Below are 12,812 nucleotides of genomic sequence, written 5' to 3'. Positions count from 1 at the left end.
CGATAAAAGTTTTAAAGGGTTAGTAAAAAGATTAAGCCTCTTCGTGGTTAGCCTCGTATGTCTTAGCAATTGTGTAACCAACCTCGTCAAGAGCGTAAGTAAGCTTATCGATCTTGTTAGAGTAGAAGTTATAAGCAATAACAGCACACCAAGAAGTCAAGATACCTGATGCAGTATTTACGAGGGCCTCAGAGATACCTGTAGAGAGTTCGAGAGAGTCACCGCCGCCACCAGCTGCGAGGGCTGCGAATGACTTGATCATACCCACAACGGTACCGAAGAGAGCGGTCAGAGTACCAAGAGTAACGAGAGTTGCAAGGATAGGCATGTTCATCTGGAGAGTTGGCATCTCGAGCTGTACAGCCTCCTCGTGAGCCTGCTGGATCTTAGAGATCTTCTGCTCCTTCTTGATACCTGTTGCAGTCTCCATCTCCTTGTAAGTCTTGAGAGATGCAGAAACGACGTTACCTACAACACCCTGCTGCTTGTCGCAGAGCTGCTGAGCCTTAGCGAGGTCGTTAGCTGCAAGAGCTGCCTTCACCTCCTGAACGAACTTAGCGAGCTTGCCCTTACCGTGAGCTGTTGAGAGTGCAAGAGCACGCTCTACTGAGAGAGCAACCACGGTGAAGAGGAGTGTGATAATCACAGGAACGACGATACCACCTTTGTAGATTGTACCGAGAAGGTTACCTGGAAGAGGAGCGTTTGCGTTGTCACCGCCCTGGAAATTGTCTGGGTTGCCGAGTACGAACTCGAAGAAGCATACACCTGCGATGAAACAGAGTACGATAATCCAAATCGCTGCGCGAACACCTGTGAAGCCCTGCTTCTTCTGAGCAGGAGCTGCTTTCTGTGAATTTGCCATAATTGATTTTTGTTTAGATTTAATTATAAATATTGATTAGAAATAAGTCTCTACAATTGTTTTTCCTCGCAAAGATACGCAATTTATTAGAATAAACTGCGCGTTTAAGGAATTTTAACCACATTTGCAGCCAAAAAACTTTTTATTATTTGAGTAACGCAAGGCTTTCCTTTATTCTGCGCATTGCCTCCATGATATTCTCATCACTTGTCGCATAGCTCATACGGAAGCATTCTGGCGAGCCAAACGCATCACCGGCAACTGTTGCCACATGTGCTTTTTCAAGAAGATAAAGTGCAAGATCGGTCGATGTGCGTATCACATTGCCTTCATATTCCTTTCCAAAGAAACTTGAGCATTTAGGGAACAGGTAGAATGCGCCATGCGGGTCATTGACTTCAAGTCCCGGGATTTCTTTAGCCAATCTGACAATAAGGTCTTTGCGGCGTTCAAAAGCCTGACGCATGTCCTCCACACACTGCTGGTCACCGGCAAAAGCCGCCTCTGCAGCCTTCTGCGAAACAGAGCATGGTCCGGACGTGTACTGTCCTTGCAGCTTATTGCATCCCTTGACTATCCATTCCGGTGCTGCGATGAAACCTATACGCCAGCCTGTCATGGCATAAGCCTTTGACACACCGTTAATAACAACCACACGGTCCTTGATGTCAGCAAACTCTGCCATAGAGGCATGCTTGCCCACATAATTTATATGTTCATAGATTTCATCCGCGATGACAATCACACGTTCATGCTTCAGAAGCACATCCTTCAATCCTTTCAGTTCTTCCTTACTGTACACCGAACCTGTAGGGTTTGACGGAGAGCACAGTATTATAGCACGTGTCTTTGGAGTGATGGCAGCCTCCAACTGTTCCGGAGTAATCTTGAAATCCTGCTCTATAGGGGCTTCCACGAAAACAGGAGTTCCTTCTGCAAGAAGAACCATCTGAGGATAGGACACCCAGTACGGTGCAGGAATAATCACTTCATCACCGGAATTGACAAGTGCCATTATAGCGTTACATACAGACTGTTTGGCACCATTGGAACAGAGGATCTGGGATGGCTCATAATCAAGGCCGTTCTCGTTTTTCAGCTTGTTGACAATAGCCTTGCGCAACTCAGGATATCCCGGCACAGGACTATAACGGCTCCAGTTGTCCTCAACAGCCTTTATTGCGGCCGCCTTGATATGATCCGGAGTGTTGAAGTCAGGTTCACCAACACTGAGATTGATGACATCAATCCCTTGTGATTTCATCTCGGAGCTCTTCTGTGACATAGCAAGAGTTGCAGATGGCGCCAGACGGTTCAAGCGTTCTGATAAATTTGACATAGCAATTCCGTTTTTTACTTATTGTTCATTTGTTAATCTGTGCAAAATTAGTCATTTTTATTCATTTAGGCGAACATTTGTTACACTTTTCAATTTCTCTTTTGTTCTTTTAACGTATAACCACCCAAATGACTGACACTTGCATTCGTAACTGCACGGCACAGCCATAGCTGCAAGCATCCTGAGCGACCTTTTACCGCACAGCCACCCCCTCTATTCTCTTAATCACAGCATCATTGAGTTCGTGAATTTTCTTCAAATCACCAAACAGTCGAAGACGGAAGCGCCACATTCGCAGATACAGGAAGATTCCGACAGGAAAGAGCACGAAAGCCACAATATTCATCCAACGACGGTCGAAAGGACGCGTATGTGCTTTTATGGACACAACCGGATACTGCCTCAACAGTTTCATAATCCCCTTGTCGCGAGTATTCCCAAGGTCTTCTATAACGCTATCCAGTTCCAAAACTATACGCTCTATTTCCCTGTCAGGGACATATACAAAGAACACCTTTATTATATTAGGCATCAGCCACAGACGATGCGCCTGATTATAGCTTGCAACATCTTCCGTGACCTGTTGCAGCCTCGTCGTGTCACTTGCATAATCCGGCTCTTCTATGACAACCTGCTTCATTGCAATACGCCTCTGCAGCCTAAGCCCAAAAATCTTCCTGAAAGCGTCGACATACATATCCATGTTGAAGACAACGGAATCCTTATTGGCCTTATACGTGAAAAACACGGCTGTAGGGATTAAGACTGCAGGGGCTATGCCTTTGGCAAACCATACCGGCCAGTCGCCTATTCGTGCCATGCGGAAGCCTGTATTGTCAAGGATGTAAAAGACAATGAAGACAAAAACAGAGATTATCACAGGCACACCAAGACCTCCCTTTCGGATAATGGCACCGAGCGGAGCACCTATAAAAAAGAATATAAGGCAGAGTGACGCTGTGGTAAACTTGTTTATCCATTCAAGATAATGCTCACGCACAATCTGATGGCCATTCTTCGCCATCAGCCCTCCAAACGAAAGAAAATCCTTCGCCATCCTCACCTCACTGGCGGTCTGCGCCATGACTGTCCGCTGCTCCTCAGAAGAAAGGCGGGAATACACGCTGTCCGGGTCATACGCCTTGTTGCCTGCCTTTGCAAGACGCGCCCCGGTAACCGTGTCACGCTTCTCCGGCATATATTTCGCGAAATACTGCCTGTCCATATCCTTCTTCACCGCCATGCCAACACTGTCGATGGCATGCCGTGTCTTAACAAGTCCCTCCTTTATGGCATAGATGCTCTTGCCACGGGCATCACCGGCAAAGACATTGTCGTCAACTTCCAAATCGTCATTATAGTCAAGGACTATACGCTTGTCCACGAAGGTCTCCCTACGGTAAGGGACATTCGAGTTTCCGGCCAGCTCCTGTGACTTCATGTTCTCGAACCATTCGCCTGAATGCAGTGTCAGCACAATATGGTGCTTGTCTGCCGTAGACTGCAGGCGCCCTGAGTCAGCAAGTATTATCGCCGCATCTTCAAAAGAGTTTGTCATGCGGTAAATCATCACACCGTATAGCATGCCTGTCCCGACATCTTTCTTCTGGACATAGAGGTTGCAGCCGGGAATACCATCATAGAACACACCTTCCGGAATTTCCAGTTCCGGACTCTTCTGCCTCATCGCGACAAGAAGCTGCGCCATCTTCTTATGGCATTCCGGCGCAATGTCATTCTGGAAGAAATATGAGCCGGCAGTGATAAACAGTGCTATCACGATCAGCGAACGGAACGCCTGCATGAGTGATATGCCGGCAGCCTTTATCGCCGTCAGCTCCGAACTTTCGCCAAGATTGCCGAAAGCTATCAATGACGACAACAAAATGGCAAGAGGAATGGCCTGCGGCACAAGCATCAGACCCATATAGAAGAAGAATTTCGCCAGCACATCCAGCGAAAGTCCCTTACCTATCAGTTCATCAACATAACGCCACAAGAACTGCATCATCAGCACAAACTGGCAAATGAAGAACGTTCCTGCGAAAAGCAGTCCGAATTGCTTGGCTATGAATATATCGAGTTTCTTTATTCTGAACATAAACGTTTCACACACACATTTACGCGTACATTATATACTTTCGGGGTGCAAAGGTAGTAATAAAATCTCGAATAAAAGAAATTTTCAATGTTTTTGATAAAAAAATCGCAAAACTCTTTGTCAATTCAAAAAAAATGACTACCTTTGCACTCGCTTTTAAGAACAAGCGGTATGGCGGGATAGCTCAGCTGGTTAGAGCGTCGGATTCATAATCCGGAGGTCGAGGGATCGTGCCCCCCTCCCGCTACAAAAAGGAGTTGCAGGTTTGCAATTCCTTTTTCTTTTCCCTACACTCTCCAAACAGCATTCGGAAAGCATCCACTTCAATTGCTGCCATAACATCATAAAACATGAATGGCAGAATGAAAGATAACCTTTGACATTGCAAAAGATAACGCTTTGCCTTGCGAAAGGTTACCTTTTACCAAGCAAAGTGTCACCTTTCACAAAACCAACAGCACTTTAACGTTTGTTGATTTTTCAGTTCACCAAAAGCATTGAAACGCCCATCCTTTTGCAAGCAAAAACAGATATTCTACTTACAAAAGGTCAAAGCCTGCATTCTCTGCCCCCAAGAACCGCTTCCTTGCCATACACCCATATACTTTCCGGCTGTCCCCCCCCAAAAAAAATTAGCCAATAAAAAAATGAGGTTAAAACCTTTCGATTTTAACCTCATTCAACTTTGGGTGCCCGATGGGACTCGAACCCATGACATTCAGAACCACAATCTGACGCTCTAACCAACTGAACTACGGGCACCATTTATGTCTTTTGCTATCAAGAAAGAGAATCACTGTCATTAGAAACATTTTCAACCCATCATCTCAAAAGCGAGTGCAAAGGTAGTCATTTTTTTCCAAACGACCAAATAATTCTACGTTTTTTTTCTTTTTCCGCTCAAATTTCCTTATATCTACGCATTTCATAGCCTTCATGTCCGAGCATCAAAGCAAATTCCGGCATTTCTCTTTTACAGTACAGTTTACCTTCTGATCAGTCATAAGTCCTGCGTTTCAGCCCTATCATGGTTCTGTACCATATGAATTTGAGGACTATTTTGTGCTTATTAGGACAATAATGATCCATAAGATAAGGGCGGACACTGCGATACACTTCAGAAAAGCTCAGGTTACGGTTCTTAATCGTCGCCTTACAGTAAGTGTACTTGGACTTTTTCATCACACTCTTTTCCTTGTCAGTGAAAGGACGTATGGGCAACCCTTTTGCTTTCTCGGAAAACAGCTGCTTCAATCCGTTTTTCACACCGTCAAGGATAATGTATTCTTTAAGGCGCGACTCACCACGCTGATGCAACGCTTCTATCTGTTCATCAGTCAAGGTTATTGTCTTTATTACCGGAAGGTAATCTTTCCATTTTGCATGAAAAGCAGAAAGCCCTGTGACAAAAGCAGGAGTATATGACCCTACCGACAGATGTTCCAGCAACACATCCGGGCATATCATCACCTTCTTTCCGAGTTTGTGAATCTGCATGCATATATCCGTATCGTACATATGGAATCCATCATAAGTGATTTCATCAAAGGAAATCTTGTCAAACAATTCTTTCCTTATGCAGAACCAGACCCCGTCAAGCGCTGCCACTTCAACAGGCTCCTTCAATTTCCGCTTCGCCTTGCGGGAAGAGTTTGGAAAAACATAATATTTGCAGTTCTCCTCTATTGTGTTATAGCCCTGTATAAGATTCACAAGGCATTTGCCATACAGCCGCCAATCGCTTTGGGCAAGGACAGCATAACCGCCGGCAACACCCATTATGCCATATTCGTCGTTAGCAAGCCATCTTGCCATTTTCCCACCCCAGTCTTTTGAGTGAAACAAAATATCCTCATGCATGAAACAAAGTATGTCTCCCTGTGCTTTGCGGACACCAAGATTGTACGCTTCAAAAATATTATATTTGTTTTCAGAATTATCAATATGAACCAGTTCGTATTCACAAGCACCGATTGTCGCATGAATATTGCTCTGGAGTTCTTGGGAAAGTGAAGAATAACGAGAACAAATTATAATGGAAATCATATTTTGCAATTAAGTTTTTTCTATTGTTTTGTGATAGCGTTTATTAAATCAGGTAAGGCAAGCATTTCAAACAAAGCACAGGGTGTGCCATATGCCGGAACAAGAACGAGCGTAGTTTTCTGCGTTCTTCTTTATCCCACTTCCTATGCTTCTGGTTTTTCAGAAACACATAGAAACTGCGTGCCTCGATGAATGAACGGTGTCCTGCAATGTAAGACAATTCTTCTTCATCCAACCCTTTTGCACTCATTGCCTGCTGCCATTTTGTAAGATAAAGGCGTAACGTAGCATCGCCCCAAGCATCAGAGAATGCTCCGCAGGAGAGATGTTCCAGCCATACCGTTCCGCAGACATAGTTACGGTAGCCCTTTGCCACAGCCTGCAAGGAGAAGTCTATGTCGTAGCAGTGGAAACCATCCAGCAGAACATCATCAAACGGAATCTCTTCCCAAACCTCACGCCTTACGAACAGGCATGCCCCATCCAGTAGCAGGCAAGGACGGAAGTCTCCTGCCCCCTCGTCACTTCTACGCATCCCTCCGGACTTATCCGTCTGGATAAAATGACAACGGTTGAGTCTTGGCAACACATTCCAGCCTGATGGTGCCTTGCTCTTATATATACTGCCCATAAAGCCAATAATACCTGTCTCCTTCTTTTGCAATTGTGCTATGACAGACTGTCCCCAACCGTTTCCATGGAACACGACATCCTCATGCAGGAAACAGAGATATTCACCACGTGCTTTCCGGGCGCAATGGTTATATACAGAGCATATACCATTTTTTTTGATTCGGTTGTCCTCTATGACAAACTCGCATGGCACACCTACCGTCTCCCGTACATTCTTCTCTACAGCAGACGCTTTGGCAGGTTCAAGGCTACATATTATGAAAGTAATCATATTTGGATAGCTGTACTAAAAAGTTCGTCCAAAAGTCCATTATCTATTAACTCTGCCTATCCACAATCATGCTTCAGCGCTTGCGCGGTTTCATTGTTATGATAGGGACAAGCATTTCCTCCATCGAGATGCCACCATGTTGGAAAGTGTCCTTGAAATAGGAGACATAGTAATTATAGTTATTGGGATATGCCAAGAAAGAGTTGCCTGTGGCAAACACATAGTTTGTTGAGATATTCGGAGAAGGCAGCTGTGCCTTGCCCGGCTCTTTTATGACAAACAGCTCTTTCGATATATCCTTTTCCTTCACATTGCCGTTTCCGTTGGCAAGGATGTTAAGGTTCTTGCCAAGTTTGTACCGCAAGTTCGTGTTCGTGTTCTTGTCCCCGATAATCTTGACAGGCTTTCCACACCTGATAGAACCATGGTCTGTTGTCAGCACAATCTTATAATCGCTTTGGGCAAGCTGGCGGAACAGCTCTGCAAGGACAGAATGGCGGAACCACGAGAGCGTTATGGAACGGTAGGCTGACTCATTGTTGGCAAGTTCACGCACCATCTTTGACTCTGTCCTCGCATGTGACAACATGTCTATGAAGTTGACAACAAGGACATTCAGGTCATTCTGCGAAAGATTGGGCAGCTTGTCAAGGAAACGTTCTGCTCCCTGAGAGTCATTGACCTTGTTATAAGAGAATGAATAGCCCCTTCGGTATCTTTCTATCTGCGTGCGTATAAGCGGAGCCTCATTAAGGTTCTTCCCCTCCTCGCTGTCCTCGTCAACCCACAGTTCCGGAAACATCCTCTCTATCTGCTCAGGCATAAGTCCTGAGAATATGGCATTACGTGCATATTGGGTTGCAGTAGGAAGTATGGTGAGGTACATATCCTCGTCTATGTCAAACATGTCGCCAATCTCCTTTGACAGAATGCGCCACTGGTCATAGCGGAAATTGTCCACAACGATGAAGAACACTTTCTCCGGCTTGCCGGAAGGCGAATATTTTCCGTCAAGCGCCGGGAAAACGTATTTGCGGAAGATGTCCGGCGACAGCACCGGCCGCCGTTCATAATCAAGGAATGTCTTCGGGTCAACCCAAGACATGTAGTTCTGCTTTATGAACTTTGCGAACCCTATGTTAGCTTCCTCCTTCTGTGAGGCAAGCATTTCCGTCATCTGCGAATCCGTCTCCGACAGGTCAAGTTCCCAAAGCACAAGACGGTGGTACACTGCTTTCCAGTCATCAAGTGTACGGCAGTCCATTATCTGCATCGACAGTTGTCCAAACGACTGCCGGTACTGTGTCTGTGTCACTTCAGTAACAATCTCACGCCGATGGATGTGCTTCTTAAGCGCAAGGAGAATCTGCGAAGGATTGACAGGCTTGATAAGGTAGTCGGCAATCTTCTGCCCTATCGCCTGGTCCATGATGTTCTCCTCCTCCGACTTCGTGACCATAACGACAGGAGTCTGCGGCTGTATGTCCTTTATCTGCTGGAGAGTCTCAAGACCGGTGATTCCCGGCATCATCTCGTCAAGCAGAATCAGGTCAAAGGTCTGCTGCTGGCACTGCTCTATGGCGTCAGTACCATTTGACACGGTAATGACCTCATAGTCTTTCTTTTCAAGAAATATGATGTGGGCATGAAGAAGTTCTATTTCATCGTCAACCCAGAGAATTTTGCCGTTTGTCATCTATGAATATAATCTGTTATAAGAAGTTACATTTGAACACTACTATCAGAAGCCGTCAAAGTCAAAGTACTCATCATCATCTTCGACAGGCTCTTTTGAGACATTGCCACTATTGGAGGGGGCATCGTTCTTCACTGCATCCTCATCGATAATCTCAAGAATATCGCTGTTGATGTCCATACGGACAGTGTTGCCGCTGTTCTGCTGTTGCACCTTTTCCATTACTGCATTTACAGGACTTTCCGTCTTTGCAGCGTTCTCCTTAGGTTGTGTGGCAACCACACCTTCATTGCCTGCCGAATCTTCCCGGACAGTGTCATCATCCTTTATCTCCGTTGATGGGCTGTCCGGAATCTCCTGTGGCTGCCCACTCTCCTGACTTGGCTGTTCAACAGGGACAATGATACTGTTATCATTATTAGGAGTTTCTTCTGTTGCAGGAGTTTCGGTAACAGTGTCCGTCACGATCTCCGTACTTTCATTTTCTGTCGGGACATCTTCCGGCACTATGATACCGTCATCTTCACCGGTTGCAGCAGGAGTTTCCTCGCCTTCACCATCATCCTTTTTACCGGAGTCCGGTGTCAATTCCGGGTCATACTGCTCAGGTGAGACAGTCTGCTCCTCAAGGACAGCTATCGACGGCCTTGGCAAAGGAGCGAAATGTTCTGAATAGAACTTGTCGTAATCATTATAACTGAACTGCGCCCCAAGGAGCGGAAGATTCGTCCTGCTTATGACAACATTGCGGCTGCCCTTGGCAATCGTCATGATAGAGGTGTTGCGATACAGTTCACGGGCATACACAAGTGCTTCGCCAAAGTTACGGAAACCACTGACAGCAAGGCGGTGCATGTCACTGAAATTCTCTATCTCAATGTCGAAATTGCGCACAAGATAGCTTGTGAAGTTATATTTCGCAAGACTGTACAGCAACCGATTCTCATTCAAGGAGTCAGGATTGTATGTCATTAGGAATATGAACTCCTCGTCAGGGTTAGGAGAAAATGAGACTGCAGTGTCGGCATCTTCTGTCAGCACTGTGGAGCGATAGTCCCATATATTGGCGATGTCAAACTTGGCACCTCTCAGTTTCCGTCCTGCCTTGACACCATTGATTATCATTCCCGCCAACGGCGACACCTCGCTCTGCGGGTACTCATTGACCACACGCTCCATGGCATGAAGGCAACTGTCGGCATCGCCCTGGTTCAAGCGTGTCATGCCGCCCACAAAGAGGAACTTGTCCCTGTGTCCACCAAGAGGATAACGCTTCTCAGAGATAAGGCTGTTGCGCGATACTGTCACAAAGTCATCCGCCTTGAAAGCGTCATACGTTTCAGCATACAGTGAGTCTTCCTTGTGTGTGCCATAACGCATGTTGTCCGCAAAATTCGGGTCATTGACAATCTTTGACCATTGCGAATCCGCATAGCGTTCCGCCAGCAGACTCCTGTAAATCCCTGCCTCTGAGAATTCTCCTTTGCGTGAATACAAAAGGAACAGATGATAGTACAGTTCGTCGTTCTTCTCAAAATCAGGGAAATCCCTTGCAAGTCGTTTCAGTTCCTTTTCCGACAATGGAAGATTATCAAGTTTATCCTTGAATATCACACCTGCATTGAAAAGTGCATCGGAAAGTATCTGATTGGAAGCGGCAAGCTGCTCTTCTGTAAAAGGTATCTGTGCCAGATAATACTCACGTTTGTGTGGGTCAAGGGCAGCAGAATCAGCCTTCTCCGCCATATCATCTCCGGCGGCAATAGAGTCATTGCCTGCCACATCAACACTGTCGGTGTCCATACCGGCCTCCCCCTCGTTGTCCCAAGACGCTGAAGCCACAACTGTCTTATTGGCACGCTGCCAGTCATCGGCATTCTCTCGCTTGCCCCATTGGCGGAAGAAGAGTTGCTTTCCCTGCTGCACAGCCATGGGGTTATAGAAATAGAATGTGCTCGCCTGGCCAAATGCCGGCGATTGAGGTGTCTTCTGTGTCGTATTGCCCACCACGTTTCCTTGGGCAGCATTCTTTTGCGCCTCCTCTTCAAGTTTGTTGAGACGCTCCTCCTTTTCCTTCTTCTTCAAAGCTTCAATGACACGGTCGATGGCAGCATTGCGCTCTTTCTCGTCCATTTTCGCAAGACTTTGCAGTGAGTCCTGCAAATGTATGTTGTCCGTATGCGGTGCAAGAATGTCAAGTATTTTTGAGCGTTCCGCCAACTGCTCGTAGTCAGGGCGGTCCTTGTCAAGCAGACCTATCGCCTCGCCATAGCAACGGCGGGCGTCGCCAAACTTCTCCACAGCCCAATAAAGGTCACCGAGATGCAACAGCAGCACACCTTTCTCTATGCCTGAGCGTGTTGCCTCCCTGTTTCCTTTCTCGTATGCAGCTATGGCGTTCATGGTGTCTTTCTCGGCAAGATAGACATTTCCCATTGCATAGTACACTTGGTCAAGATATTCCGCATTCTTGTCCGAGCGCGCCATGGCTTTGAGTTTTCCTATCTTAGACTTCGCCTGGTTGTGCGGCAGAACCTCCGTCATGGATATTCTCGCATTGAATTCAAGTTCGTAAGGCGGATTCTGGCGGACGCAACGGCGGAAAGCGTCATAGGCTTCTGCGCCTTTGCCCAAAGCGGCATACACCTGTCCGAGGATGTACCATTCACGGGCACGCTGTTTGGAGCGCATCTCGTGGCGTATGACCTTGCGCAGATACACAACCGACTGCTCAAGATCACCGGTGCGAAGGTAGTAGTCGGCAAGAGTATAGTCCCATTCCTTCCTTGCGCGCCAGTCTATCGAGTCACGCGACATGTTGCGTATGACATCCTCAGCGTCATAGAGCCAGTCCTGCTCGATGTAGCATTTTGCCAGCCATGCACGCGCTTTGCCATAAATGGCAGGCTGCGTCTTGTACAGCCTTGACATATACGAGAAGGTTGCGGCAGCCTCATCAAATGCTCCGGTATGGAACTGTGAGCGTCCCATAAGCATCCAAGCCTTCCACAAGAAAGGGTTATATTCGCGGCGGTTGAGCCATTCTATATCACGTTCCGTCTTCTTGCGGCTTTTTGTCCATTGCGGTCGCTTCTTTATGGAATGCTGCTTGATGGCTTTCTGCGCCTTGGTCACAGCAGTCTCGAAGTTCGACTTTCCAAGTTCGCGGCTTGCTTTGTTGCCGACATAGTAAAGCGGCAGCATCTCGGTATAGTTATCCTTGTTGCCGTTCTCTTTTTCCAAAGAACCTTCGATATATGCCTGAGAGCCGTTGAAATACGTATTGTACCTTGCATTGAAGCCGTGCCACCAGCGTGATGCAGACGTGTTCTTTTGGGTGGAACATCCTTGTATGCCTACAAACACAAAGACTATGGCAAGGATGACCGACGCCTTTGAGAGCAGCGCAATGAGTTCATCCTTCAACTGATTAGGGAAATTTATATTACGGAGGATAAGGCTGCGGTTCCACCCTGCCACTTCATCCTCCTTCAGTGTGTACATGACATCGGCAAACTCCTCCACCTCATCGTCATCGTAACTGTCGGAGTCACGCCCCTGAAACCTGTCAAGCTGCTCGTCATCATAGTATTCTATGTCCTTGACAGCCGCCTCAAGCATGCATTCCTGCTCACATTTTGCATTTTCACCGGTGCATGTGGCGCATGTCGGCTCTGCATTGGCAGGCTGTTCCTCGCCGCCTTTGGCAAGGAATCCCATAAGGGCGCACAGCGCGCCAAGCACTATTATGGCGACTGCAAGTATTAGCAATTGGATGCTGGTTTGTTGAGGTTTGTATTATATGAAATCATCACATTATGAGCGACTTCGCCTTATTGTATATAACGGCAATTCATTCGG

The 12,812-nt window shown here is 46.7% G+C and carries 7 protein-coding genes and 2 tRNA genes; 1 reads left to right on the top strand and 8 read right to left on the bottom strand.

Features of this window, described 5'->3' with window-relative positions; genetic code table 11:
• Positions 1–31: 31 nt before the first annotated feature.
• From HPS57_RS05375 to HPS57_RS05365, 3 genes are all read right to left on the bottom strand, one after another.
• Positions 32–865 (bottom strand): MotA/TolQ/ExbB proton channel family protein, encoded by an 834-nt coding sequence (locus HPS57_RS05375; RefSeq protein WP_172180942.1) that lies wholly within the window; start codon positions 863–865, stop codon positions 32–34.
• 145 nt (positions 866–1,010) lie between these two features.
• Positions 1,011–2,204, bottom strand: a complete 1,194-nt coding sequence (locus tag HPS57_RS05370) for a pyridoxal phosphate-dependent aminotransferase (RefSeq protein ID WP_172180940.1) — start codon at positions 2,202–2,204, stop codon at positions 1,011–1,013.
• 193 nt (positions 2,205–2,397) lie between these two features.
• Complete coding sequence (locus HPS57_RS05365; protein ID WP_172180938.1) at positions 2,398–4,305, bottom strand: LptF/LptG family permease; 1,908 nt, start codon at positions 4,303–4,305, stop codon at positions 2,398–2,400.
• Between the two features lie 173 nt (positions 4,306–4,478).
• On the opposite strand from HPS57_RS05365, the gene HPS57_RS05360 reads away from it, so the two are divergent.
• A tRNA-Met gene (locus HPS57_RS05360) sits at positions 4,479–4,552 on the top strand.
• 441 nt (positions 4,553–4,993) lie between these two features.
• On the opposite strand, the gene HPS57_RS05355 is transcribed toward HPS57_RS05360, so the two are convergent.
• From HPS57_RS05355 to porW, 5 genes are all read right to left on the bottom strand, one after another.
• Positions 4,994–5,067 (bottom strand) — tRNA-His (locus HPS57_RS05355).
• 234 nt (positions 5,068–5,301) lie between these two features.
• On the bottom strand, positions 5,302–6,351 hold the full coding sequence (locus tag HPS57_RS05350; protein ID WP_172180936.1) for a glycosyltransferase: 1,050 nt from the start codon (positions 6,349–6,351) through the stop codon (positions 5,302–5,304).
• Positions 6,352–6,394: 43 nt separating this feature from the next.
• The gene (locus tag HPS57_RS05345) at positions 6,395–7,255 is read right to left on the bottom strand and encodes a glycosyltransferase (RefSeq protein ID WP_172180934.1); all 861 of its coding nucleotides are present in this window, start codon (positions 7,253–7,255) and stop codon (positions 6,395–6,397) included.
• A 73-nt stretch (positions 7,256–7,328) separates the two neighbouring features.
• A complete protein-coding gene (gene porX / locus HPS57_RS05340) occupies positions 7,329–8,951 on the bottom strand; it encodes a T9SS response regulator signal transducer PorX (protein ID WP_172180932.1) in 1,623 nt (540 codons plus the stop codon).
• A 45-nt stretch (positions 8,952–8,996) separates the two neighbouring features.
• Positions 8,997–12,722, bottom strand: a complete 3,726-nt coding sequence (gene porW / locus HPS57_RS05335) for a type IX secretion system periplasmic lipoprotein PorW/SprE (RefSeq protein WP_253946472.1) — start codon at positions 12,720–12,722, stop codon at positions 8,997–8,999.
• Positions 12,723–12,812: the final 90 nt, after the last annotated feature.

The organism is Palleniella intestinalis, assembly GCF_013166595.1.
Classification (GTDB): Bacteria; Bacteroidota; Bacteroidia; order Bacteroidales; family Bacteroidaceae; genus Prevotella; species Prevotella intestinalis.
Note: the sequence above shows the minus strand (reverse complement) of the source record. Positions and strands in the feature narration are given on the sequence as shown.

Coding starts and splice junctions, on each gene's coding strand:
- HPS57_RS05375 (WP_172180942.1), bottom strand. CDS start 865: ATGGCAAATTCACAGAAAGCAGCTCCTGCTCAGAAGAAGCAGGGCTTC.
- HPS57_RS05370 (WP_172180940.1), bottom strand. CDS start 2,204: ATGTCAAATTTATCAGAACGCTTGAACCGTCTGGCGCCATCTGCAACT.
- HPS57_RS05365 (WP_172180938.1), bottom strand. CDS start 4,305: ATGTTCAGAATAAAGAAACTCGATATATTCATAGCCAAGCAATTCGGA.
- HPS57_RS05350 (WP_172180936.1), bottom strand. CDS start 6,351: ATGATTTCCATTATAATTTGTTCTCGTTATTCTTCACTTTCCCAAGAA.
- HPS57_RS05345 (WP_172180934.1), bottom strand. CDS start 7,255: ATGATTACTTTCATAATATGTAGCCTTGAACCTGCCAAAGCGTCTGCT.
- porX (WP_172180932.1), bottom strand. CDS start 8,951: ATGACAAACGGCAAAATTCTCTGGGTTGACGATGAAATAGAACTTCTT.